Origin of the sequence: Stenotrophomonas sp. Iso1 (assembly GCF_027497995.1) — a bacterium.
Taxonomy (GTDB): Bacteria; Pseudomonadota; Gammaproteobacteria; order Xanthomonadales; family Xanthomonadaceae; genus Stenotrophomonas.
Genome location: NZ_JAODBT010000004.1, coordinates 46967 through 72365 on the forward strand (window position 1 = coordinate 46967; position 25399 = coordinate 72365).

The following is a 25399-nucleotide window of genomic DNA, read 5'->3' on the forward strand; positions in this document are numbered from 1 at the left end:
CAGCCAAAGCAGGCATCTGCGCATGGGGCGAAGATGCGGCATAGGCACAAGGGCCCTGCCATGGAACGCATCGAACGTCCGTACTTCCCGATCATCTATGTCCGCGGCTACGCGCTGACCCGCGATGAAATTGTCGAAACCACGTCCACGCCGTTCATGGGCTTTGAGGCGGGCTCGACCAAGATGCGTCAGGCGCAGGATGGCTCCATCGTGAAGTTCGTGTTCGAGTCGCCGCTGGTGCGCTTGATGAAGGACCACAACTACCGCGATGTGTACGAATTTGGGGCCGAGCGGCGCAGTCGCATCTCGCCGCGCTGCATCGTCATCCACCGTTACTACGACCCGGCCGACCCTGCATTCGGTGACGGCAAAACCCCTTCCATCACCGATGCAGCGGCCAGCCTGGGCCGGCGTATTCTGGAACTGCGCGACAGCATCTGCGGCAACAACGCCGCCATGCGCAAGGAATTCCGCGTTTACCTGGTGGCGCATTCGATGGGCGGCCTGATCTGCCGCTGCCTGCTGCAGAATCCTGACGTGGGCACCGCCGAAACACGGGCGATGGTGGACAAGGTCTTCACCTACGCTACTCCGCACAACGGCATCGACGTGGGCGGCATCAACGTGCCCAACCTACTGTCGATCAATGACATGAACAACTTCAACCGCACCACCATGGGCAAGTACCTGAAGGTGCCCAAAGACAAGGTCAACACGCTGGGCGATTCAGGCTTCCCGCCGGAGCGCATGTTCTGCTTGATCGGCACCAACAGCCGCGACTACGCCGCAGCGCATGGCTTGTCCTCATTCGCGGTGGGTTCGCTGAGCGATGGCCTGGTGCGCATTGCCAATGCTTACGTGGAAGGCGCGCCGCGTGCCTTCGTCAACCGCAGCCACAGTGGTTACTTCGGCATCGTCAACTCCGAGGAGGGCTACCAGAATCTGGTGCGCTTCCTGTTTGGCGATACCTGCGCCACCGCGCAGCTGGACATCAAAGCGCTGCCATTTCCACCTGAGATTGAAGCAGCACGCAAGCGCGGGAAAAAGATCGAGTCGTCGTACTACATCGAAGCCACGGTGGCCCCTCGTGGCGCCTATACCTACGAGCTCACCTCACGCACCGAAGCCAACCAGTGTGCGATCCGCCGTGAGTACAACGACATGTTCAACGCCGACGGCAGCGTCCGCCCACAGGCACGCGCACCGGTACTGTTCTCAGTGTTCCTGGACAGCAGCCGGATCATGTCCGGCAGTGAGATCGCCTTCTCCATCAACCTTGCCGTGACCAATGCCGGCTACCAGGTCGATGGCGCGTTGTTCCTCAAGAACCACATCCCGGGTGAACATCTGTTCCGCAATACGCTGGTGCTGTTCGCCCGGCCCGCCGAAGATGGTAGCTGGCGGTTGCGCTATGTCTGGAGTGATGACCAATGGGCAGGCGGCCCCAAGAACGAAGCAGAATTGGATGTCGCTCGCAACACCGCCATCGGCATCGCCCAGCAGGCACCGAATGTGTTCACCGTGGCGTTGCGTTCCGACAAGGGCTTCGAGGCCGAGCTGAAACTTTCGCTGTCGGAGTGGGCATAAGCACCTCGCTCAGGTCGCCCACTCCGGTGGTGTGAACAAGCCCGTGCGCAGCGGTGATACCGCATGGCTGGACGCCTGGTCCAACTCCTGCCGCAGGCTACTGACGAACAACGGATCGCTCAGGTAGGCCACATTCAAGCGCGTCCAGGGCGAAATCCGCTCGGTATTCAAGTGGAAGAACGCGCCCGGTGCCAACACCACGCCGCGCGCCAACATACGGATGGTGAGCAGGCGTGTGTCGGTGACGCCAGGAAAACGTGCCCACAGGTACAGGCTCTGTTCGGGCGTGGCATACACCGTCGCATCGAATTGTCGTAGCGATTCCAAGCCTGCCTGCGTGGCCACGCGCAGGCGATCCTGCAGCCGTTTGATGTGCCTCAGGAAATTACCTTCGCGAAGAATGGCCTCCAGCACACGCTCGGAATACTCGCTGCCGCCGAAATGCAGCAGCATCTTCACGTCGGCCAGCTCTTCGGCACGCGCGCTTTCCGCGGCGATGAAGCCAATCCGCAGTGCGGCCGAAATCGATTTGGAAAAGCTGCCGATGTAGATGGTGTTCTTGAGCTGGGTGAGCGCCGATACACGCGGCGTTGAGTTTCCCTTGAAGTCGGCCAGTGAATCGTTCTCCACGATCAAAAGGTCGTACTTTTGCGCCAGCTGCACCAGCCGCTGCGCAACCGCATCAGAGATATCCGTGCCGGTAGGGTTATGCCCAGCGGACTGCATGAAGAACACGCGCGCCTTGGTCTGCTGTATGGCCACTTCCAGCGCGACAAGATCCGGCCCGTCCACCAAGCGCGGTATCGCGATCGGAATGGCCCCGTGCATGCGCAGCTTGCCGAACAACGGGTAGTAGCCCGGGTCTTCCACCAACACGGAATCACCGGGTCGAACGTGGCAACGCGTGACCAGATCAAGCGCATGGTTGGCGCCAAACGTGGTGACCAATTGCCGTGGTCCCGCCTCGATGCCGTACCCGGCCAGGCGCCGGACCAGATGCTGGCGTAGCGGCAGATAGCCATAGCGATTGCCATACCGGAACAGGCTGCCCACACCCGAGCGCGTGATCTGCCGATGGAAGCGATCCAGTCGCATGTCCATCAACCACTCCACCGGCGGGAAACCCTCACCAAGGTTCGAGCTCCCCGGATCGCGCAATGCCTGTTGCCGCATCAGCCAGATCGTATCGATCGCTCGGCCGTAGCCAACAGGTTCGTCGTCATCTTCGCGTTCGACTTGGGCATCCATTCCCCGAACAAAAAAACCCTTCCCGTGCTGTGCATGCACCATCGCGCGCTCACTCAATAAATCGAACGCGGCAATCACGGTGTTCTTTGAGTAGCCGTTCAAACGCGCGTACTCACGTAACGAGGGGAGCTTGTCACCCGCTTTGAGAACACCGGCCAATATCTGGCGACCGATATCTGTAGCGACCTTCTCAGCCAATGAAATGGGATGGGATGTTAGGGCCATGGCTTTCCGAAACGGAGGGACATCAAGAGATCGAAACGGCTCACCAAAAGCGGCTTTGCATTCCGGCGTAGACGCATTCTGTACAAACAGATCCCGGTCGGGAGGCGTTTGCTGCGCGTGCAAACACTGTCTTTAAAAACTGTACCTAGTTCACAGTTTTGCACAGGAAGAAGATCCACGCAGTGATGAAAAAAACGGTCATTTCCTGTCAAGAATGGTCACCATGTTTCATAAATTTAAGCACCTTATTTCACGCATGCTTCACCCATGAACACCGTCAAGAATTCGCACTCACCATCATTGTTGAACGGAAGTGCGCAGCGGCATGAAATGCCTGAAAAAAAGCACTTTTTGCGCCATTCAATATGTTCAACAAGAAGCGCTTTCCGCTTCGCGATGGCGCCTGGTATCCATGCGCTAGAACGCGACGTACTCCTGTCACCAGCCTTCAATGATCTGATTGAATTTTCCGATACACATCGCATTTCCAGGCAACAAAAAGCCATGGCGAATTCGTCACCTCATCCATGGGTCCACTGGCTTGGGTACAGATGCCGGTGACGGCGTTTTCGGATCCATTGATGGCGAACGAATCTCTTCTGCGTGCACGAGAAAAACTGATGCGGTTTGCGAAAGCCCTTCCTTCCACGGACGCCACTCGCTGCAGCAACATCGAGACCTAGGTTTCCGATCTCGCGGTTGATTCGCCAGTACTGGCGATGCACTTTTTGCTTGGACACTACGCACGCTGACTTTCGAAACGCTGCAATGCACTTCAATTTCTGCATCGCCAGCGACGCCCAGTATCAACATCGCCGACATCGACAAGGTCCGTCGATATGTTCATCGACACCGACGCAAAGGGAAATGCAAGCCATGGTGGATGCCTCATTGAAGCTGGTGGACAGCGTGCAGATCACCGAGCTAGGCGCTCGTGATGGCCTGCAAGGTCTTTCCGAGACCGTGGACACACAGGTCCGCGTCACCCTCATTGAGCTGCTGGAGATCGCGGGGCTGTCTGCGACTGAGGTAGGCGCGTTTGCACCGACATCACGCTTGTCGTTGGGCACCTCGCCACTGCCCGTACTGGAGGCATTGGGTCATCCACCCACCGATAAGGTACGTAGTGTGCTGGTGCCACACCTCCATGCGTTGGAGCGGGCGTATGTCGCTGGTTGTCGCGACATCACCGTGGCCACCGCTGCATCGCGCAGCTTCTGCCGTGCCATGCTGGGTTGTGACATTGAAGAGAGCCTTCACCGCATTGCTCAGATCACCGAACACGCCAAGCCGCTGGGTATCGCAGTACGTGCGCGTGTCTCGACAGTGATTGATTGTCCGTTCGAAGGCCCGGTCACACCGCGGGCGGTGGCGGCCATCGTCGCCCAACTAAAGCAACTGGGCTGTCGGCAGATATGCCTTGATGACACCACTGGCGGCGGCGGGCCCGAAGCGGTCGGCACGTTGTTGCACACCTGCCTGATGGAAACGCCGATGCACACATTGGCCTGCCACTTCCACGACACCTTCGGGCTTGCCAATGCCAACGTCGTGGAGGCCTTGGAACACGGGGTCCGCGCATTTGACAGTTCCATCTCAGGCCTGGGTGGCAACCCGTATTTTCCGGGCGCGGCCGGCAATCTTGCGACCGAAGAACTGGTGTACCTGCTGACCGGCCTGGGCATGCACTGCGGCGTTGATCTGCCCGGCCTGCTGCTCGCCGGCGAGTACATCGACTGCATGCTCGACCGTCGTACCGAATCACGCGTGGGCCGCGCAATGCGGGCGAAGATCCCATCCCACGGCGCCATCCAGCAGCACAACAGTCGCTGAAGTCATTCACAGCACAGCGAGCGCCCTCAGAAGGGCGAGAGCCGCTTGCCGTGTCACCGCAGCGCACACTGGCCCCACTGCCAAGCGGCGCCACAGAGCGCCGCCAAGCGATTCATCGACCAACGTTTGCCTGCATGCAGACCGCGCGAACTATGCCGCGGCGGCACCTTGCACCGGCCTCATTCACTCTGGCGACATCCGCTGTAGCGGCGAAGCTTATTCGGACTATCTGGTCCAGCCCGCGAACGAAAAATTTGAAAAGCCACGCAAGGGAGACCAGACGCCAGATGGCAAAAAGCCCCGACGAGGTGGGGCTTTCTGGCAACACCAGCATGAGGCTGGTACAGCCTCCCTGCTGAACTCCATTTTTCGAAATGTACCCCACTTGTACCCCCAAAAAAAAATGCTGGATGTCCGTGGAGAAGCTCGGACCAATACGCACAAAAAACCCGCATTTCTGCGGGCTTAGTGGGAGCTCGGGACTTGCTTGGACGCCATAGGATCAGGCGATGGTGCCGCTTATCCGAATCGAACGGATGACCTACTGTTTACAAGTTCTTTGAACTTAGCCGAGCGATCAATAGCTTGAGTTGAACAATTTTCCCGGCAAGCGGCCGTGGAACCATTGGTCTGCTTGGAACAAGCAGGCAATTTTCCCGGAAGGAAATGCCAATTTTTCCACCCAACCCTCCTTAGCCCCGACGAGTATCCGTTCGGTGGCGTCAGGCACGTTTCGACCCGAAGCGGACATTGGTGCAGCCGCCGAGCCCCGCGCCAGGTCCGGATATACGTCGGCTTGTTAGCGGGACCCAGCCGCCCTAAGCTCGAAAGGTGCCAAGGGAAGCCTCCCACAATTTCGGAACGCCTTTCGTTTGGAGCTTGACCGACGAATCAGAAGGCATCGATTCAATGTCAGATGCGGCGAAGGACGCAATAGCTGCTGGTGCGGAACTTCAGGACACTCTCCTAGGCCAACTTCTATTGGAGCAGATTGAGCTCGGCAGGGACTTCTGCCTGTTCTGGGGCGACGATTTTCAGAACTTGCCAGTTCTGCGGAATAGCGACGAACTTATGGCTATCATCAGCGAACAGCTCCACTCGGATGGTGCATGGAACTGGGAGATATATGCTCTTTGGAAAGGCACCGGGGCCAGTAGCGCCTAACAGTTCATTCAAGCCGACGCCGCTTCGCGGCGCGGCTTAACTCAGAGTGTTAGGTTGCCTATGAGAGGTCTCGACCACTTGGAAGTCAGCTGCCCTAGGTGTGGAGGGTATGCGAGTTTTTGGGAGCCATTTGACTTCCGCTCCGAAGCGCCTGCCGACAAACCAGCGCACCGCTGGGGTGCCTGGTACGTAGTGGAAAGATTCCCACACTTGTTTCCGTGGGCTCCCCCCAAAGGCATCTCCAGTCAAGCTCTCACTTACGGGCCAAGCAACGGTCAGGGCTACCCGCTCTTTCATCGCGGCGTAGTTGAGTGCAAGGCGTGTGTCGAGCACTTTATCCACATTCTTACGTGGCCCGAGGATGCCTGGTGGCAATGGTCGATTCGAGGCAAGATGCTATGGGCGTGGAACCGGACACATGCGGAAAAGATTCTTGAGTATGTTCGAGCAACCGACAGGCCACACCGCTCTACGTCAGGCTGGATCGGCAGCGTACCTTCACATTTCCTGTCTGCCAAAGTCCGAGATGCCGTGGTCAAGGCAGTCGAGCGCAAGTTGGCGGCAACCTAACAATTCATTCAAGCCGAACCCGCTGCGCGGGTCGGCTTAATTCCAGAGTTGAACGGCCGCTTCTGGCCGATAGCAGTCGCAGGGCAATAGCCTGCGCATACCCAAGATGCCCGATAGTTGCGATGAAAAAACAGTTGGTCTTCTAATCACAAGAAGCCCCAAAAGCCTTGGTGCTGTTAGCGTTCAACGCTTCGTGAAACATGAACTCTGGAATGAATTTCCCCGGAATTTTCCCGAAAATTCCACGCATTGGCGGCATTAGTTCGCCAGAAAATTCTTTAAGTTCAGTAAGTTATTGGTGCCGCTTATCCGAATCGAACGGATGACCTACTGTTTACAAGTTCTTTAGACTTAGCCAATAAATCAGTTACTTGGGACGAATATTTTTCCCGGCAGCATCGCGTGGAACCATTGGCCTGCTTGGAAGAAACAGGCAATTTTCCCGGTGGGAAAAGCCTATTTTCCTGCCCAACCCTCTTTAGCCGCCAAGTATCCACTTGCTTTCGTAAGACACCTCGCGACCCGAAGCGGCCGTTTGGCTTCTGCAAAGTCCTAAGGAAATGATTCCGCAAGTTGGTCTCTCCTGGAACTAGCCACGAGTGCACGGGTATTCTCGAACTCAGCCCGGGCAATGGACTCGAGTGAACTCGGCGGCTCTTGCTATGCTTCGCCACGTTCATCAACTGCCACTAAGACTATGCGCATCATTTACCTATTGGTTCTGTTGAGCCTTTCGAGCAATGCGTGGGGGTGCATGATGACTCCGCCCGAACAAACCACCGATCCTGATGAGCTTATTTCGCGTACGAAGAATATCGTGCTGGCAAAGGTAGTTCGTGCAGATGCTGGCTCGTCTTTTTGGCGGGTTTTGTACACCCTCAAGACGGAGCGTATTTACAAGGGAAATCCTCCTCGAGCCTTCCAAATACTCGGAGAGCGACTCCTAGGCCCTGTTTCCATTGAGACGTTTGATGACCATCGAGATCCTGCTTTCTGGACCAAATACGGTGGTCGCGAGAACTTTGACACATCGTGCGCTATCCGCCCTGCCTTCATAGTTGGGGCAACCTATCTGGTTTTTATTGATACCCCTTATCACAACAAGAGCTTTGAAGAGATTTACTACACAGGCGACGATCACTCAGAGAAGGACAGGTGGCTCGACTATGTGGAAAGTAGGATCGCGAATGGCGGGAGGTAGAAAGGAGCTGGCTTCTGCACTGCTTAGCGGAACCATCGGCAGAGAGCTTTGGGCACGCACCGCTTGATGCTTGTTCCCCTGCCGATAGTTACCCCAAAGCCACCCATTGCCAGCAAGCGACCCATAGCGGACATTGATGCGGCCGCCGAGGCTACCGCTGGGTCCGGTTATACGCTGGCTTGTTAGCCGGACCCAGCGGCCCTAAGATCGAGCTGTATCAAGGGGAAAGCCCGCCATACGGTGCTTTGTGGATAAGTCGTGTAACCGGACCCACGGGTCCGTCTATTAGGTAGTTAGGCGGCTCTCGTGACCTCATCGCAAGCCATAAAAAGAGCAGCCTGGACTTGTCTCGGACTAAGCGCCTTGGCTTTTGCCGCAGGTGTCTTCCTTGCACGGACCTATCTTTGCCAAGCGCATGGCCCTAATGCTTTCCTCGGCTCCCTAATTCTAATTGCTCTAGCTTTCCTGCTTTTCGTTGCCCAAGCCATCAAACACCGCTCTTTCCTGGTCGGTGCTGGCGCACTGCTTGTAGCACTGCTAGCTTTTGCAATGTGGGTCATTGCTGTGGCAATGACTCTTCCGGGCTGCTCTGGTGTGTGAGCCGCCTAACAAATCATCCAAGCCGACGTTGCTCCGCAACGCGGCTTAATTCTGGCGTTAGGCCGCTTATGCAAGCTTCAAGCGAACCCACACATAGGCACTTCAGCACTCCGTTGAGTCAGTGGATTGTGCGGGTACCTGCGGAACTTCCCTTCGACGCCGTTGGTCTTTGGCAGGTGGTGCCCGCTTTGCGGCAAGATTTTGGGCTGACTGGAGATGCATTGGTGCAAGCTGTCCGTGCAACCATCAGAGCGCTAATTGAGGCGGGTGCAATTCCCGTCCAAGGGACGGATCTCCCTATGCGCTGGGTGCCACGGCAAGATTTGGCGGCTCCTGGTGAGCGCGGAGTGGAACTCCTCGTAGAGTATTGGCAAGCACTGGGACGCGACCCTGATGTTGGGGATGTTTGGCTCACCCTCCCGCCGAAGTCAGCCTAACAGTTCATTCAAGCCGAAGCCGCTTCGCGGCTCGGCTTAATTCCGTAGTTGAACTTCCGCTTCTGGCCGATAGCAGTCGCAGGGAAATCGCCAGCGCATATCCCCGATGCCCGATGCCCGATAGCTGCGATGAAAAACAGTTGGTCTTCTAGTCACCAGAAGTCCTAAAAGCCTTGATGCCGCTAGCGTTCAACGCTCCGTGGAACATGAACTCTGGAATGAATTTCCCCGGAATTTTCCCGGAAATTCCGCCCTCTGGCGACACTACGTTGCCAAAAAGTAATTCAAATTCAGTGAGTTATTGGTGCCGCTTATCCGAATCGAACGGATGACCTACTGTTTACAAGACAGTTGCTCTACCAACTGAGCTAAAGCGGCATGGGTATTGCGGGCTGAGCCCTGGGCTCGCCGGCATCGGGCCGGTGGTGCGGCGCGCGATGCGGGGGATATTCTAGCGCAGACGCACGCAATTCAGCGATTGTTGCTGTGCGGCACTGGCACGCTGCTTCAGCGCGGCCGGATCGGCACTGCTGGCGACGTCCAGCCACCAGCTGGCCGGGGTCTCGCTGCCATTGGTTACCAGCTTGGCCGGGAAGCCGGCCGCCACCAACGTCGACAGCCGGCGCTCGGCGCCTTCGCGATTGCGGTACTGGCCCAGCGCCACGGCATGGGCTTCCTCGCCCTGCGGGACGATGAAGTAATCACTGAACCCGGCATCGACGATGCGCTTGGCCGTGGCCTGCGCCTCTTCGCGCGAGGCTGCCGGTGGAATCAGCACGCGGTAACTGCTGGCGGGCTTGCCCGGCACTTCGCGCAGATGCTGGCGCCGCACGTCGCGGCCCAATGCCGCGAGCGCGGCCTGCGCCTTGGCCTGGTCGGCATACGGGCCCAGGCTGCTGCATTGCTCAGGCAGCGGCGGGGTAACCGCTGCAGCAGCTGGCGACGGCTCCGGCTGCGCTTCTGGCGGCGCAACGACGGCCACGGCCTTCTGGTCCATATCCACCGCAACCAGCGGCGCTTCAGGCGGTGCTTCAGGCGGTGCTACCGGCGCAGTAGCGGCGGCAATGGCGGGTGCAGGCTTGCCCGGCGACGGCGGCAGCAATTCCAGTGTGGCCACGCCCGGCTCGGCCTTGGCTGAAACAGCCGGCTCGGACGGGCGGGATGTCATCCACCACAGCGCAACACCAACGTTGAGGACGGCAAGGATGACGATCAGGAAACGGGTCAGCATGGGGTGATCCTACCGCTCTGCGCTGCAATGGTGCACCGCCCAGCGCGCCAGGCCATCGAGCACCAGCGTGGGTCGGTGCTCGGCCTGCGGCAACAGCGGCAGCAACGGTGCCGCGCCACCGCCATGCACCAGCAACTGGGGCACCGCAGCGAGCAGTTCGCCGGCCTGACGCAGGCTGCGCTCGACCAGCGCAACCGCTGCGCCATCGCAGCCCGATGCCAATGCATCGGCGGTGTCATTGGCAAATTCGGTGTAGTCGCCGCCAATTGCGGGCAGCTGCACTGCGCGCGCGTGCAGCGCCTCGCGCATCACCGTCGGCGATGCAGCGATGCGGCCACCGCGATGCAGCCCGTCCGCATCCATCAGGTCGATGGTCAACGCCGTGCCCACCCCCACCACCAACACCGGTTGCCGTGATTCCACTGCCGCAAGCAAGCCAAGAAAACGGTCCACCCCGAACTTCTCCGGCCGTGCGTAGGCAACCGTGACACCCGCGCATTGCGATAGCGTGCGCGCCATCTTTACCTGTGCGAAACGCTCACGCAGCACGCGCATCACTTCATCGGTCAGTGCCGGTGCGGCAACGCTGGCCACCCATGCGGTATCGCCCCGTGGCAAGGCCTCCAGCGCGCTGGCAGTCATGGTCTCGGCGCCGTGCGCCCATGCCTGCACGCTACCTGCGCGGGTGCCATGCAGCGGCGCGAACTTGAAACGCGAATTGCCTAGGTCGAACAACCAATCGCTCATGACGCCCTCACGCTGACTTCGCCCGCATGGAAACAGGTTTCGCGCTCAGCGATGCGCACTTTCAACGCACCGTCTTCGGCCAGCCCGCAGGCAATACCTTCATGCATCACGCCTGCGTCCTCCACACGCACCGCACGCCCGTGCAGTACATCCATCGCCGCGTAGCGCGGCAGGAACGGCGCAAGGCCGTGTTGCTCGAATTGTTCCAGTGCCGGCAACAGCGCCGACAGCAAAGCGGTGACCACCGCATTGCGCGACACCTGCCGGCCCGCGAGTGAATCCAGATCGGTCCACGGCTGGGTGATGTCCGCCGCGGCCGCTGCCGGCATGCGTACATTCAAACCCAGGCCGATCACCACGCGCGCGGGCCCTGCAAACTCGCCGCCCCCCTCTACCAGCAGACCACCAAGTTTGCGGCCTTCGATCACCACGTCATTGGGCCATTTCAGCCCGACGCCATGAAAGCCCTGCGCGTGCAGCGCCTCGACCACGGCCACGCCCATCGCCAGGCTTAGCCCGCCCATCCGCGACAGTCCGCCGGCAAAGGCACGCGACAGTGACAGATAGATATGTGCAGCCAGCGGCGAGGCCCAATGCCGGCCACGACGACCCCGGCCGCCGGTCTGGCGCTCGGCCAACAGCACCTCGACGCCGCGCAAAGGTGCGCTGCGTTGCAGCAAATCGGTATTGGTGGATGCCAGTGACCAGCCAATATCCAAGCCGGCCAGCAGCGGCTGCACGTCGGCAGCCAACGCCGAACGGATGGCTGCCGGGTCCAGCAGTTCGAGTGGCTGCGCGAGCCGGTAGCCGTCGCCAGCGCGGCCTTCAATCTCCACGCCAGCGGCGCGCAGGCCTTGAATACGCTTCCAAACCGCAGCCCGGGTCAGGCCCAGCTCACGCGCCAAGGCGTCACCGGACAACGCACCGGCACCCAGCTTGGCCAGCAATTGGCGGTCATCCACAGGCAGGTTCCTCACAACAGACCGCGAAATTATGCGGCATGCCCTCCGGGGCGCCCAGCCAGCCGTCCAATTCAGATAAAAAAGCAGGCTAGAATCGGGAACTCACCTGCTCCTCCGGATGTTGACGATGCGCCACCTCGCTCATTGCCTGATCCTGCTGCTGGTGCCAGTTGCAGCGCAGGCTTCGGACGCGCTCAACGGCACCGGCAAGAGTGGTTGCAGCTATGCACCGGCCGAAGTAGAGCGCGTGGCTGTTCCGGCCGCCACGGTGAATATTGCCAATTCGGCGCCGGCAGCACCGCCCGCCAATAAAGCCAAGCCCACCCAGACCACCGGCGGCGGCAGCGATGACGACATCATTCCGCGCCTGCGTGCACCCCGCTGGCACCGCATGCTGCCCGGGATGTTCCGCTGATTCAGTCGTTCCTGCGCTGGTGGCAGCGCAACCCGCCTTCACTCGATGAAACCCTCTGGCGCGATGTGTGCCGTCATTGCCCGTGGCTGCGTACCCTGCAGCCGGCGCAGGAAGCCAAGCTGCGCGAACTGACCGCGCTGTTTCTTCAGCAGAAAACCATCACTCCCGTCGCAGGCCTTGCGCTGGATGCTGGCCAGCGCATGTTGCTGGCGGCACTGTGCTGCCTGCCACTGATGGAGTTTGGCCGCGAAGGCCTGCATGGCTGGACAGAACTGGTGGTCTACCCGGAAGCATTCCGCGTGCAGCGCAGCCATGTTGACGCCGCTGGCGTCCTGCACGAATGGGACGACGAGTTGATCGGTGAATCCTGGGACAGCGGCCCGTTGATTCTGTCCTGGGCCGATGTGCAGGCCGACATCGCCGACCCGCATGCAGGCTTCTGCGTGGCGGTGCATGAAATGGCACACAAGCTCGATGCACTGGACGGCGCGATGGACGGCACCCCGCCGCTGCCGCGGGAATGGCAACGGCAGTGGGCGCACGACTTCCAGCAGCAGTACGACCGGTTCTGCGCGCAGATGGAAGCGGGCCAGGAAACCGCCATTGATCCGTATGCGGCTGAAGCACCGGAAGAGTTCTTTGCCGTGGTCAGCGAGTACCACTTCTCGGCATCGCATGTGTTGGAGCAGGAGATGCCGACCATCGCCGCGCATCTGCGCCGGTTGTATGGGGCTGTGAATGTAGAGCCGGGCCACGCTCGGCTGAAGCCTTCTCGATAGCGTTCCAGCCGGGCATTGCGCCCGGCGCTACCACTGGCCTTAAATTCCCGGTGGCAAAGTCACTTCAAAACGCGCGCCACCCAGTTCGGCCGAACGCTTGACCTGCAGTTCACCGCGATAAGCCTTGATCAGATCCTGCACGATCGACAGACCAATGCCGTGGCCCTGCACTCGCTCATCGCCGCGCACACCACGCTGCAGCACCTTGGCGATGTTGTCATCGGCAATGCCGGGGCCATCGTCATCCACTGCCAGCACCAGGCCAGCGCGGCGCCCCTGGGTGTTGGAAATCGGCTTGGCGGTCAGCAACACGCGACGGTTGGCCCACTTGAACGCGTTCTCCAACAGGTTGCCCAGCAGTTCCTGCAGGTCGCCCGGCTCTCCGTAAAAGTTGACACCCGGCTCCAGATCGAACTCGCACAGCACGCCCTTGGCGGCATATACCTTTTCCAGACCACGCACGATTTCCTCGGCGCTGGCCTCGATGGGCACCGGCGCGGAGAACAACTTGTGGCCCGACGATGCCGCTCGCGCCAGCTGGTAGGACACCAGGTTGTTCATGCGCTGCAACTGCACGCTTACTTCCTCGCGCAGTTCCTGGTCACTGCTGTTACCGCTGTCCAGCTGCGTGCGAAGCACCGCCAATGGTGTCTTCAAACTGTGGGCGAGATCGGCCAGGGTGTTGCGTTGGCGTTCCAGGTTTTCGCGCTCGCTTTCGATGAAAGCGTTGATGCTTTCAGTCAGCGGTTCCAGTTCGCGCGGGTGCATTTCACTCATGCGCTCACGCTCACCGCGCTGCACTTTTGTCAGCTCGTTGATCACGCGTTTGAGCGGGCGCAAGCTCCACTGCAGTACCAAGGTCTGCAGCAACAGCAGGATCAAGCCGGTCACACCCAGCCAGAACCACACCGCACCCTGGAACCCACGCAGCTGTTTGCCCAGCGCGCGCGAATCTTCCAGCACGTAGATGGTGTAAGGGAACTCGGCTTCGGGCGCGCCATCGCCGCCCCAGATCAAGCCCAAACCATAGCGATACACCTCGCCGGGCGTGCCATCGATCTGGATGATCGGCAACGGCCCCTCGAAGACTTCCTCGTTCGGCTTGAGCATGTGCCCACTGACATCAGGCAGGAACGGCCCTTCGGCGGACATCGAATTGCCATAGCCACCGGGCATGACAACCTGCAGGTACAGGCCGCTGCCGGGAACATCGAAACGGGGATCCGGCGGTTGCTCGCGGATATACAACGAGCGGTCGCGGGTGAAATCAATGCCACCGGCATAGGCCGTGGCGTAGTTCTTCAGTCGCTCGCTAAGGTTGGCGCGTGCGGTGTCGGCAAACATCGCATTGAGGGCGTAACCGGCCAATGCCAGAAACGCCACCAACCCCACGGAGGCCGCCAGCAGCTGGCGTGCCTGCAGGGAGCGAGGCCGCCAACGCTTCAATAGCCACTGACGGCTCGACATACTGCGCTGCCCCTAAGGGGCTCAGCCCTCGTTGCGCGGAATCGCGAAACGGTAACCGCGGCCACGCACGGTTTCGATCGGCTTCAACTCGCCGTCCGGATCGAGCTTCTTGCGCAGGCGGCCAATGAACACTTCCAGCACATTCGAGTCGCGGTCGAAATCCTGCTGATAGATGTGCTCGGTGAGGTCGGCCTTGGAGACCAGTTCACCGGCATGCATCATCAGGTATTCGAGCACTTTGTACTCGTAGCTGGTCAGGTCGACATTGCTGCCAGCCACACTCACCGTCTGCGCGGCAAGGTCCAGTGCCACCGGGCCGCATTCCAGCGTCGGCTTGGACCAGCCAGCAGCGCGGCGTAGCAGCGCGTTGACGCGGGCCAACAGCTCTTCGACGTGGAACGGCTTGACCAGGTAGTCGTCGGCGCCCTGCTTCAGGCCCTCAACCTTGTCCTGCCAGCTCGAACGCGCGGTCAGAATCAGCACCGGGAATTTCTTGCCCTCGTCGCGCAGCGCCTTGATCAGCTCCATACCCGACATCTTCGGCAGGCCCAGATCAATGATGCCCACGTCGAACGGCACTTCGCGGCCCATGTACAGGCCTTCCTCGCCATCCTGCGCCGCATCCACTGCGAAACCTTCGCGCTTCAGGCGGGCTGCAAGGGTTTCCCGCAGCGGGGCTTCGTCTTCAACCAGAAGGATACGCATGAACTCTCCCTAGTAACTTGGGCCGGCTAGACGCCGGCGTTTGTATGCGGAACGCGGAACAACTATCGCTGTTCAGGAGTTATCGCCGCGTGGTGGCAACTCTGCCCGGGGGCCGCGCGGACCTGAGCGGCTGGGCTGAGGATCGTCCATATAACGCACACGTCCCCGGTCATCCATGTACTTGACACGATTGATGTCGCGGCCGTCATAGGGCACGCGTTCGGCGCCCAGAATGCGGCCACCGGTCTCGCGCTGCACGCGGCGTACCGCGTCGGACAACGAACGACCTTGCTCCTGACGCGCCACCCGCTCGGCGCCAACTTCCGGCGGCCCGCGCACGATTTCCTGCGGACGGGCCTGCTGCTGGGCCGTGGCTGCAACCACGCCGGGGCCAACCACGATCAACGTGGCGACAAGAGCAGTGAGCAGACGGCGGTGCTGGAGCGGGTGCATGGGGGTGATCCTAGCGGACTGCGAGGCTACGTTCAAAATTCGTAAAAGCCGCCGTTCAAACTCTACGTCGACCCGAGCGAAATCAAGGCAAATTCTTGATTTTTAGGGGTGAATCCGATCTGAACTCCGCCACTGTACACCCGCCCCGTTCAGCAAATTGGCCGGACAAATGCGTGCCACCAGCCTTTGCGACACCCGCCTGTTCAGCATTGCCGGAGGGTTTTGGACTGTGCTGATACAGGGCGTTCGAGCCTGACCGGCTCAGGCAACCCGTGCCGCCTGCATCCGGGTGACCTGCAGCGCCTGTTCCAGCAAGGCCCAGCCAGCGCCGGGCCGGTGCGCGCCTTCGCTGAGAATCTGGCGGAACGCGCGCCCGCCGGGCTGCCCGTGGAACAAACCGAGCAGGTGTCGGGTGATGTGCTTGAGCGCCAACCCGCTCTCCAGCCGCGCCTCGATGTAGGGGCGCATTTCGACCAACAGGGCTTCGCGCGAGAGCAGCGCCATGCCGGTCTGGGCCGCTTCCAACGCGTGCAGCACGTAGGGGTCGTGATAGGCCGCACGGCCAAGCATCACCCCATCCAGCTGCTGCATGTGCTCCTGCGCGGCCTGCACGGTCGCGATGCCGCCGTTGAGCACCACCGGCAGCGACGGCCGGTCCTGCTTCAGGCGGTAGGCCCAGTCATAGCGCAGCGGCGGGATTTCGCGGTTTTCCTTGGGCGACAAGCCCTTGAGCCAGGCGTTGCGGGCATGCACCACCACCATTGCCGCACCGGCCTGCACCTGCCGATCAACAAAGGCGGCGAACAGGTCGTAGTCGTTGTCCTCATCCACACCCAGCCGGCATTTGACCGTAACCGGGATATCGACCGCGGCAACCATCGCCGCCACGCATTCGGCCACCAACGCCGGCTCGCGCATCAGGCAGGCGCCAAAGCGCCCGGCCTGCACGCGGTCAGACGGACACCCGCAGTTGAGGTTGACCTCCGCATAGCCCCAGTCGGCGGCAATGCGCGCGGCCTGCGCCAGCGCTGCTGGTTCACTGCCCCCCAACTGCAGGGCAAGCGGTTGCTCGGCGGCATCAAAACCCAACAGGCGCTCACGGTCACCGTGGATCACTGCATTGGCATGCACCATCTCGGTATACAGCCGTGCGCCCGGCGCCAGGATGCGGTGAAACACCCGGCAATGCCGGTCCGTCCAATCCATCATGGGGGCAACGCATAGGCGCATCCCGCTCAAACCCTTTACTTTCATATATTTACTCTGCAAATCCGCACCTAAAGGTGCCCGATAACTCCCGGCTTTTCCCAGCTTTTCCCATTCATCTGTACCATCCGCGTACCAAGAATGACCTGGTACATCAAGGACGGGTACAGCGATGGCAACTCTTCAATCACGCAACGGCAAATGGCGCGCCATTGTGCGCCGTAAGGGCCACACGACACAGAGCCGGACGTTCCCTACCAAGACCGCCGCCAAGACATGGGCCGACCGTATCGAACGCGAAATGGCCGACATGGAGGCGCGCGGCGGCACACCAGGAGAGAGCACCACCATCGGTGAACTGATCGACTGGCGCATAGACACCTTGGGCAGCGTCAAGGCAGTGACCAAAACCCACACGGGAAACCTGACGCGATTGCGTGAAGGACTGGGCGAAATCGTGGCCCGACGCCTTACGTCCACCGAGATCATCGAGTACACACGCCGGCGAGTCCAAGGCGAACACATGATGGCCAACGGCCTCATTATCCCTGCTTGCTCCCCAGCAACCATGAACGTCGAGTTGGGATACCTCTCGGAGCTGCTGAAACTAGCCGCGCCATTGAAAGGTGTGAAACTGACCAGCGATCCAGTTGCCGAAGCACGCCCCGTGTTGCGCCTACTTCGCCTCGTCGGCAAGTCCAAGCGCCGAGATAGGCGACCAACTGACGACGAGCTGCAGCAGCTGCGGCAGCTGTTCGCCGCCGCAGCATGGCGGTCACAGATACCGATGGTGGACATCATCGATTTCGCCATCCTCACAGCAAAGCGCGAGGGGGAAATCACACGCCTGCTGTGGTCGGATCTGGATGCAAAAACACGAACTGCATTACTACGCGATGCCAAGCATCCACGCCAAAAGAGCGGCAATCACAAACGATTCCCCCTGCTCGGTGAGGCCTGGGAGATAGTTCAGCGCCAGCCACAACGGGATGGCGAGGATAGGATCTTCCCGTACAACACGTCCTCGGTCGGAACTGCCTTTACGCGCGCGTGTATCCGCCTGGCCATCCAAAACCTGCATTTCCATGATCTGCGCCATGAAGCGACGTCGCGCCTGTTCGAGCAGGGCTACGACATCCCCGAAGTGGCCGCAGTCACCCTGCATGAATCATGGAACGAGCTGAAGCGGTATACACAGCTACGTCCAGAGTCGTTGCATCGCCCCCTCCCAGAGGAATCCACCGAATGAATCTTTACAGGGGCATGAGTGAGTCAGAATACAAATCGCGCCTAGGTCTGACTCGCAGGAGCGATAGAGTTGCCGAGCAACTGTATGCCGGGGAAACAAAGGTGGGGGCCGGCGATACGCATATCACCATAGGAGGACCATCTCTGGGAAACGCGCTGAGCATGCACACTATCGATAGCCCATACTTTGCGCTCGCACTATTGTCGTTTAGTTCTTCGTTTGACGTAGCCGCGTACTACGCGCTTCAGAGGCGCTGGGACACCGAGCAATTTGGAATCGTAGTCGAGACGAACGCCCAACTTCTCAAGGCCGCAGGGATTCCAGCAGTGTCCAATATGGACCGGCATCCTTGGGAACAAGAAATCTCACTTGTAATGCAGGAACACGCAACGCTCCCGGACAATTCAATCGCTCGGGAGCATTGGATTGATCTCCAGCAGCTTCGCAAGAGTGCATCAGCACTGAGCCATAAGTGGTCACACACCACGGGGGTGCCACAATTCCTAGAGAATGTCGGGTACTAGTTCGAGGGAAAGCTGCACGACACTGCTCGCGGGCCTCTCTAGAAAGTTAAGCGGTCCTCAAGCACAGCCCCTCCCCCGGAAGGGAGCGACGAACCTTACAGGCGGATCTGCCGATGACAACATTGTTGAACCACAAAGCTCTCGAATATTTTTTTGGCCACCATTTCAATGCCGAAATGGCTATGGACACTGCTTCGCATCTACCCGACATCGAAATCTTGGCGCTGGAGCTGAGCGAGTCAATTAGGCTGGGCACGCCCCACTTCGGCCTTCAGTTGATCTGCCACCTCGATGTGGACTCCGGCGCGATGATGATCATCGTGACACGCGATGCCACTTCATTGAGTGGCATCAGCTTTTTCATTGAGAGCCAGCATCGAGTATTCGGTGGGCAAACGTTGCTATGCGTCCCGCTGGCATTCTGTTCTTCGTTCTACGAGCCATCAGGTGATCACACCGTATACCGTCATACCTACAAGCGCCCGCTCTTTGACACGGCGGAAATTCAAGAGGTAATGACCAACGGCAGTGACATGGAGAAGCTCAAAGCTTTCATGTTTACCAAGTCGCGCGATGGCTATGAAACGATCAAGGGTATGAGCTACGTGGGGATTACCCGTCGCTCATGGCAGAAGCGATACATGGAGCATGTACAAAGCGCTCAAGAAAAGCTTTCGTCTACCCGTTTCCATAACGCCATCCGTGCGATGCAGGGGCAAGAGGTGATTTGCGTTCACGATGTATCTTCATACGGGTTGAGCAAGGAAGCTGCCAAAGCGTACGAGTCCTCACTAATTAAGTCTTCGACTCTTTGGCCGCGTGGATTGAACATGAAGCCCTAGTGCCCTGAAAAAGTGCAGCGCCGCATCGAAGGATTTCCCCGTGCAACTCCCTCCTAACTTCGAGATCCGCCCTTGGATGGAAGGCCCCGGCGTGTTGCTGCGCGGACGCTTGATTGCCTTCGTTACACCACTTCCTACCGGCAGAGCGAGATCCGAGCGGAATGTCGGGAACCTCCACCTGTCCAGCGAGTTCCACGACGACGTCGATGCCGGCGTTCGCTTTCTCTGTGCCTGGGTGGCCAAGTGGCATGCGCGCATCGAGGAGACCTACGACGGGCTGAGTTCCGGCATAGCGCCCGGCACCCTTCCGCCGTCTGAGCGGCCGCCATCACCTCCCTCACAGAGCCGTCGTCGCCCGAGGCGATCAAACGAGTGAGCGAAGGTGCGCCAGTGAGGCCGGACAGCTTTCCAACCCTTTATAGAGAATTTTTCGGAACGGGCAGGGGATTGGGTAATTAAGGTAATCACCCACAAGGAAGAAGGCATTATTCCTTATAAAACATATACTTATATAAACTTATCAAAGGTAACAATAGGGTAATGATGCGGTAATCAGATTACCTTTTTAGAGGGTAATCTTTTGATCGATAGCAATCCTTATAAATCAATGACATAACTTTCAGCCTCCAAGAAAATTACCTGAAGTTACCTGCAAAGGTAATCTTCAATCTCCCTTTCGCATCAAATACTTACACCGTCTTTTCGGCTAAAATTACCTTGTTACCTGTTCCCCGACCCGAGCCGAAAAATCTTGCCTTCGCCGCCTCCGCACGTAAGCGGCATGGAGGCGCCCTCACAGCAGCCCACCGCCGCAGGGATCCGCAGGGTTGGCGCGATGCTGGAAACCCCATCAATCGCCATACAGGGCCGCTCCCGACCGCTACTGCAGGGGGTGCAGGAAAAGTGCCCCATGAAGCCCGCAGGCGTGGCGGGGAGACGAGTGCGCGCGCCGGGATGCACCAGAGCTGTGCTAGGGGGCGCGGTTCGGCCATACTTCCCTCATGGAAGTGAAGGGGAAGCACCATCAGATGGAACTGAGGGCCAAGGTTGAGCAGATCCTGGACCGGCAGCCCACGCAGGCTCGGTCCGCCAGAGCGGGCGCGTTGCCCCCAGGTGTGCTCCCCTTTCTCAAGTGGGCGGGCGGCAAAAGATGGTTGATGCCTCTTGCACTAGAGCTACAGGGGCGCTGCGAAGGCACGTATATCGAGCCCTTTCTGGGCAGTGGGGCCATGTTCTTTGGACTTAGGCCGGCGCGCGCGCTCCTGTCGGACAGCAACGCCGAACTCGTAGAGACCTATAGAGCGATCGCCAGCGACTGGCGCGCAGTGCGACGCAAACTCGCCCACCACGACAGGCTCCACACAGCGGATTACTACTACATGATCCGGGCAAGCCGCCCGACATCCGTCGTCGGGCGCGCTGCAAAGTTCATTTATTTGAACCGAACATGTTGGAATGGGCTTTATCGCGTAAACCGAGCGGGCATTTTCAATACACCTATCGGAACCAAGAAGCGCGCAATCTTGGAGAGCGACGATTTCGAGTCGGTTGCTCGACTCTTAGAGGGCGTTGATATTCAAGCGGGCGACTTCGAGAAGCAAATCGACCGCGCAGGTGCTGGAGATCTGGTCTTCGCCGACCCCCCCTACACGGTCCGCCACCAGTTCAATGGTTTCATCAAGTACAACGAGCAGCTGTTTTCATGGGCCGACCAAGAGCGCCTCCGTGATGCTTTGCACAGAGCAAAGATGCGGGGCGCCGTAGTGATGTGTACCAATGCCGACCACGCTAGTATCCGGGAACTGTATGAAGGTGACTTCAGGTTGTTCCCTTTGTCGCGCTACAGTGCCATCGCAGGTACGGGGGGTGTGCGTGGAAATTACGCAGAAATTTTAGCAATAGGCTAGAACGGAGATCAGGGAATGACGCCGCAACCGAACCCCAGCCCTACGACTGGGCCGAGCCGATGGGATATTTTCGTTTCTAGCTGCCAACGGAAATTTGGCCGAATTCCAATTGTCGGACCATTAACAAATTGCACTGTCAAGAATCACGTGGACTCATTAAAAGAGTTCTCAATTACGATTCTGTTCGGCACGGCCACGTTCTGGGTCACAGCGATCTTTCTTAAGGCGTTCTTGGTCAACAAGGGGAAAAGCAACAGCGCTATCCTTGAATCGACTGTCAGCACTGGCCAGCTCTTCATCTTCGCCGTCGGCATGCTGGGACCAATCCTACTTGCCTCTGCGGAAGACCCGGATACCAGTAAGCAATTTCCTGGGCGAACCTATCACTTTGCATTGATCCTGCTCCTCGGGGTACTAGCTTCGGGCTTCTATGCTTTTGTCCTAGCCTCCCGTGAAACGCAAGCAGCCGGATTGTTTGATTCACAGTTCCTGTATCGAGCTTCCATTTGCATCGCGCTCGTCGTTGTAGTGATGAGATACCTCACCACTGTTTATCGAAAGAGTACGGCAAGCTTCAACGCGGAAGAGAGCCTCAAAGAACCCGTGAACGACTTCGCTGCGGCGTTCAATGCCCGCCACCCTGCAGAGGAAGCGGCGGACGCCCCCCCCCTCAGGAATGACGCAGCAGATGACATGACCGCTCGGTTTAACAGCAGGAACGGGGGATAAACAATGAAACAGCAAAGCATCCTCAACGACCCCTATTCCATAACGCTTCCCTGCATTCGCGTTAGCCAGCCTATCGGTGACTTCTACGTCGCGTCCATCGATTCTGCACTCCTTCGCGAGATCACCTTCTCCGATGTCCGCGAGCTACGAGGCGGACGCGAAATGGACGAATACTTGGGCATTCAGCGCGAGGTAAATCCGAAGCGCGTGAAAGAAATCGGCAAGTACGTGAACACTATTGATGCGTGCTTCCCTACAGCCGTTATCTTGGCTGTCCCGGGCATCTGTGCTACCTACAATGAGGACGCAAAGTCCCTCACGTTGACAAATGTGTTGGAAGGCGAAATCCGAATAGATCGAACTCAGATTGCGCGAGTGCTGGATGGACAGCACCGAATCGAAGGCTTGCAGCACCTGCATAACGGACACCCAAAATTTGAAGTTAATGTCTCGATCTTCATTGAGATGGACATAGAGAGCCAAGCCTACATTTTCTCTGTCGTCAACCTTGCTCAGACAAAGGTCAGCAAGAGCCTCGTATACGACCTTTTCGAGTATTCCAAATCACGTAGTCCGCAAAAGACGGCACACACTATCGCGGTGGCGCTGGATAGAGCTGATGCCAGCCCGTTCAATAAGAGAATAAAGAGGCTGGGTGTAGCAACCCAAGGTCGCTTCACCGAGACGCTGACCCAGGCCACATTTGTGGAGTCGCTTCTTCGCTATATGACTTCCGATGCCACCACGGATCGCGACCTCTATCTGCGTAACAGCAAGCCAGCTCGGGCGGACTCCGACGAAGCGAGGAAACTCATCTTCCGCAACATGTTCATTGAAGAGAGAGATATGGACATCGCGGATATCCTCTTCAACTATTTCTCCGCCGTTCGCGAGCGATGGCCTGTTGCATGGGCGGGCCTTGGGGATGGCGCCGTTTTGAATAAGACCAACGGCTTCCGCGCACTGATGAGGTTGCTGCGCCCCGCCTATCTCCACTTTGTGGCGCCTGGAGAGTTGGTCTCACAGGCTCAATTTTTGGCACTATTCAGCCGGGCAAAATTGAAGGACGAAGAGATAACGACCGAGACCTACAAGCCCGGGACTAGTGGCGAGACTTTGCTATATCACACGTTGCTCGGTCAGCTTCGCCTAGATGCTTAACAGAACGGCGCGACCTCTGGGCCGCGCCGTAACTTCAGAGGCCTGTGGCGGAAAGCCGCGCTCTAGCCACGTCGGCATAGTGCTTGATTACCACGGCCTCGCCGCCGCCTCCGTGGCGCGATACCATTCACGCATCAGGAGCAGCACGACACGGAGTGAGGTTTGCGGTTTCAGTCATTGCAGGCGCTACGTGCCATTGCGGCTTTGGGTGTTGTGCTGTTCCACCTACAGCCCTATGAAGCCAAATACCTGTCGGGGCATTCACTGCTCGGCGCATTTGCCCGGCAGGCCGATAGCGGTGTGGATCTGTTCTTCGCGCTATCTGGCTTCCTCATGACAACACTGGCCACCGAGCGTTACGTCGGCCCGCGTGCAGCCCTGCAGTTCCTGTCCAAGCGCGCTTGGCGGATCCTGCCCACCTACTGGCTCCTGACCATCGGCATTGCAGCGCTGGCATTTGCCGCGCCTTCGCTGATTGGCATTCAGCCGACAGGCCAAGAGATCGCCGCCTCGCTCTTGCTATTGCCGCAGGCACAACTGCCGATCCTGCCTGTTGGATGGACGTTGGTGCATGAGGCCTATTTCTATCTGGTCTTCGCTGCAGCCATCGCCGTTGTCCCCGAACGATTCGTGACCGCCTATCTGATCGCCTGGGCGATGGGCGTGGCCAGCATCGGCCCGTTGCTGCCCACCGATGCCGGCTCGGCTGCAAGGCTCGCGTGTAGCCCCTTGACGTTGGAGTTCATTGGCGGCGCGTTGCTCGGAATCTATTGGCGGGCGATACCCGTGAACGTTGCGCCCTTCCTTGCACTGATCGGCGCCGCTGCAATAGTGGGCGGCATGGGCTTCGTCGCTTGGGGACACGTCGCGCCCCTGCATCAGTGGCAGCGCGTGGCGGTGTATGGCGGCGGTGCAATCCTGCTGATCGCCGGCATGGTGCGGATGGAACACGCAGGGTCTATCCGCGTGCCCACTTGGCTATCGGCGCTTGGCGATTCATCTTTCGCGCTGTACCTGACGCACTTGTTCGTCATGAGCGCCGTCGCGCGCATTTGGACTCTGGCGGGTGTCGGATACACGCTGATTCAGCACGCGGCCTTCGTCATCGCCATGGTGGTGGCGTGCTATGTGATCTCGCGGGTGTTCTACGTCGTCGTAGAAAGACCGCTTTTAAGGCTATCCACGTCCCCGCGCAGGGAGGCACCTAAATTGCAGCGTGGCGACGCCAATGCTCTAGGCCAACCGCGCCCTAGCTGATGCCTTGCTGGGCGCGGTTGGGAACAACCTTACGGTGTGACCAGCCTTTGCTGCGCCACCTGCCAGTAGTGCTCTGTCATCTCGATGCCCGTGTAGGCGTATCCCTCTTCACGGGCTGCAACGAGCGTTGTTCCCGAACCGGCGAAGGGATCTAGGATCCGCCCGCCGGTCTCACAGATCCGCACCAGCTGCCGCATCAGGTCGGTTGGCTTTCCGGTCATATGGTGCTTGTCCACCTTACGCACAGCCTCCCGCACCACACCAGGTAGCACCGGCGCTCGGCGCGCCAGCGGCATGTGGCCTTTGCTACCCCAGACCACATACTCGGCCTGATTGCGGAAGCGTCCCTTCTGTGGCCGTACCCCTTCCGTTTTGTCCCACACAGCCACCCCGCGCCACGTGAACCCCGCACACTGCAGCGCATCCGTTGTGAGCGGCAGCTGCCGCCAGTCAGTGAACAGCAGCACCGGCGCGCCTTCCTTCAGCACACGGTGGCACTCGGCCAACCACAACCGCATCCATGCCAAGTGTGAGCGTTGGTCGCGCTCGTCACCGACGAAGTCAGCGTGCAGCTGCCGGCTGCCGCTCTGCATGTACTTCGTCTGCGGCGACTGCTGCCGCGATGCGGCATGTACCCCGCCGCTGGCATAGGGCGGATCAGTGATCAGCGCATCAAAGCTGCCGGACGGCAGTGTGGGAAGGACGCTCAGAGCGTCGCCGTGGATCAGTTCGTTCTTCATTGTTGGAGCCTTCTTGGTGTCGCTCGCGGCGATCCATTGGGAGGCTCTCGGCCTTCATGTGATTCAGCACTCCACAGCGGGTGCATTTGATTTGTAATTCGTAAAGCCCGGTGCCCTTTGCAAGCAACCGGGCGCAAGCGCCGCAGCGCATTTCTTTCAT

22 protein-coding genes and 1 tRNA gene are annotated in these 25399 nt (G+C 59.2%); 12 read left to right on the forward strand and 11 right to left on the reverse strand.

The features are described from left to right. Window positions 1-60 precede the first annotated feature (60 nt). Entirely contained in the window at window positions 61-1587 is a 1527-nt protein-coding gene (locus PAN08_RS15280) for a hypothetical protein (protein ID WP_269792376.1), read from the forward strand. Window positions 1588-1596: 9 nt separating this feature from the next. Here the strand turns inward: PAN08_RS15280 and PAN08_RS15285 are convergent, their stop codons facing one another. After that, window positions 1597-3060 carry a PLP-dependent aminotransferase family protein gene (locus tag PAN08_RS15285; RefSeq protein WP_269792377.1) on the reverse strand — a complete coding sequence of 488 codons (1464 nt, stop codon included), beginning with the start codon at window positions 3058-3060 and terminating at the stop codon, window positions 1597-1599. Window positions 3061-3927: 867 nt separating this feature from the next. On the opposite strand from PAN08_RS15285, the gene PAN08_RS15290 reads away from it, so the two are divergent. From PAN08_RS15290 to PAN08_RS15300, 3 genes are all read left to right on the forward strand, one after another. Next, complete coding sequence (locus PAN08_RS15290) at window positions 3928-4893, forward strand: hydroxymethylglutaryl-CoA lyase (protein WP_269792378.1); 966 nt, start codon at window positions 3928-3930, stop codon at window positions 4891-4893. A gap of 879 nt (window positions 4894-5772) precedes the next feature. Then, window positions 5773-6057, forward strand: coding sequence for a hypothetical protein (locus PAN08_RS15295; protein ID WP_269792379.1), 285 nt, complete (start codon window positions 5773-5775; stop codon window positions 6055-6057). Between the two features lie 1324 nt (window positions 6058-7381). Continuing rightward, entirely contained in the window at window positions 7382-7828 is a 447-nt protein-coding gene (locus PAN08_RS15300) for a hypothetical protein (RefSeq protein ID WP_269792380.1), read from the forward strand. A gap of 1339 nt (window positions 7829-9167) precedes the next feature. On the opposite strand, the gene PAN08_RS15305 is transcribed toward PAN08_RS15300, so the two are convergent. The 4 genes from PAN08_RS15305 to birA all read right to left on the reverse strand — a co-directional run bounded on the left by PAN08_RS15305 (window position 9168) and on the right by birA (window position 11805). Then, window positions 9168-9243 (reverse strand) — tRNA-Thr (locus PAN08_RS15305). A 73-nt stretch (window positions 9244-9316) separates the two neighbouring features. Next, window positions 9317-10096: an SPOR domain-containing protein gene (locus tag PAN08_RS15310; RefSeq protein WP_269792381.1), complete on the reverse strand. Its 780-nt coding sequence runs from the start codon at window positions 10094-10096 to the stop codon at window positions 9317-9319. Window positions 10097-10105: 9 nt separating this feature from the next. Beyond that, entirely contained in the window at window positions 10106-10843 is a 738-nt protein-coding gene (locus PAN08_RS15315) for a type III pantothenate kinase (RefSeq protein WP_269792382.1), read from the reverse strand. After that, the gene (gene birA, locus PAN08_RS15320; RefSeq protein WP_269792383.1) at window positions 10840-11805 is read right to left on the reverse strand and encodes a bifunctional biotin--[acetyl-CoA-carboxylase] ligase/biotin operon repressor BirA; all 966 of its coding nucleotides are present in this window, start codon (window positions 11803-11805) and stop codon (window positions 10840-10842) included. The genes PAN08_RS15315 and birA overlap by 4 nt, the downstream gene beginning before the upstream one ends. A gap of 127 nt (window positions 11806-11932) precedes the next feature. On the opposite strand from birA, the gene PAN08_RS15325 reads away from it, so the two are divergent. Beyond that, window positions 11933-12220 carry a hypothetical protein gene (locus PAN08_RS15325; protein ID WP_269792384.1) on the forward strand — a complete coding sequence of 96 codons (288 nt, stop codon included), beginning with the start codon at window positions 11933-11935 and terminating at the stop codon, window positions 12218-12220. Continuing rightward, on the forward strand, window positions 12187-12999 hold the full coding sequence (locus PAN08_RS15330) for a M90 family metallopeptidase (RefSeq protein WP_269792648.1): 813 nt from the start codon (window positions 12187-12189) through the stop codon (window positions 12997-12999). The genes PAN08_RS15325 and PAN08_RS15330 overlap by 34 nt, the downstream gene beginning before the upstream one ends. Before the next feature lie 39 nt (window positions 13000-13038). On the opposite strand, the gene PAN08_RS15335 is transcribed toward PAN08_RS15330, so the two are convergent. From PAN08_RS15335 to dusA, 4 genes are all read right to left on the reverse strand, one after another. Further along, a complete protein-coding gene (locus tag PAN08_RS15335) occupies window positions 13039-14466 on the reverse strand; it encodes an ATP-binding protein (protein ID WP_269792385.1) in 1428 nt (475 codons plus the stop codon). Between the two features lie 21 nt (window positions 14467-14487). Then, window positions 14488-15171 carry a response regulator transcription factor gene (locus tag PAN08_RS15340; RefSeq protein ID WP_004136763.1) on the reverse strand — a complete coding sequence of 228 codons (684 nt, stop codon included), beginning with the start codon at window positions 15169-15171 and terminating at the stop codon, window positions 14488-14490. 72 nt (window positions 15172-15243) lie between these two features. Further along, entirely contained in the window at window positions 15244-15624 is a 381-nt protein-coding gene (locus PAN08_RS15345; RefSeq protein WP_269792386.1) for a hypothetical protein, read from the reverse strand. Between the two features lie 261 nt (window positions 15625-15885). Beyond that, window positions 15886-16878 carry a tRNA dihydrouridine(20/20a) synthase DusA gene (dusA, locus tag PAN08_RS15350; protein ID WP_269792387.1) on the reverse strand — a complete coding sequence of 331 codons (993 nt, stop codon included), beginning with the start codon at window positions 16876-16878 and terminating at the stop codon, window positions 15886-15888. 124 nt (window positions 16879-17002) lie between these two features. Between dusA and PAN08_RS15355 the strand changes: the two genes are divergently transcribed. The 6 genes from PAN08_RS15355 to PAN08_RS15380 all read left to right on the forward strand — a co-directional run bounded on the left by PAN08_RS15355 (window position 17003) and on the right by PAN08_RS15380 (window position 24499). After that, window positions 17003-18079 (forward strand): site-specific integrase, encoded by a 1077-nt coding sequence (locus tag PAN08_RS15355; RefSeq protein WP_269792388.1) that lies wholly within the window; start codon window positions 17003-17005, stop codon window positions 18077-18079. A gap of 637 nt (window positions 18080-18716) precedes the next feature. Further along, on the forward strand, window positions 18717-19445 hold the full coding sequence (locus tag PAN08_RS15360) for a hypothetical protein (protein WP_269792389.1): 729 nt from the start codon (window positions 18717-18719) through the stop codon (window positions 19443-19445). A 1028-nt stretch (window positions 19446-20473) separates the two neighbouring features. Next, a complete protein-coding gene (locus tag PAN08_RS15365; protein ID WP_269792390.1) occupies window positions 20474-21352 on the forward strand; it encodes a Dam family site-specific DNA-(adenine-N6)-methyltransferase in 879 nt (292 codons plus the stop codon). A 147-nt stretch (window positions 21353-21499) separates the two neighbouring features. Beyond that, a complete protein-coding gene (locus PAN08_RS15370) occupies window positions 21500-22081 on the forward strand; it encodes a hypothetical protein (RefSeq protein ID WP_269792391.1) in 582 nt (193 codons plus the stop codon). Between the two features lie 3 nt (window positions 22082-22084). After that, complete coding sequence (locus tag PAN08_RS15375) at window positions 22085-23242, forward strand: DGQHR domain-containing protein (RefSeq protein ID WP_269792392.1); 1158 nt, start codon at window positions 22085-22087, stop codon at window positions 23240-23242. Window positions 23243-23404: 162 nt separating this feature from the next. Beyond that, window positions 23405-24499 (forward strand): acyltransferase, encoded by a 1095-nt coding sequence (locus tag PAN08_RS15380; protein ID WP_269792393.1) that lies wholly within the window; start codon window positions 23405-23407, stop codon window positions 24497-24499. A gap of 29 nt (window positions 24500-24528) precedes the next feature. On the opposite strand, the gene PAN08_RS15385 is transcribed toward PAN08_RS15380, so the two are convergent. Beyond that, window positions 24529-25239, reverse strand: a complete 711-nt coding sequence (locus tag PAN08_RS15385) for a site-specific DNA-methyltransferase (protein ID WP_269792394.1) — start codon at window positions 25237-25239, stop codon at window positions 24529-24531. Next, window positions 25172-25399: a Com family DNA-binding transcriptional regulator gene (locus PAN08_RS15390; protein ID WP_332840111.1), complete on the reverse strand. Its 228-nt coding sequence runs from the start codon at window positions 25397-25399 to the stop codon at window positions 25172-25174. The genes PAN08_RS15385 and PAN08_RS15390 overlap by 68 nt, the downstream gene beginning before the upstream one ends.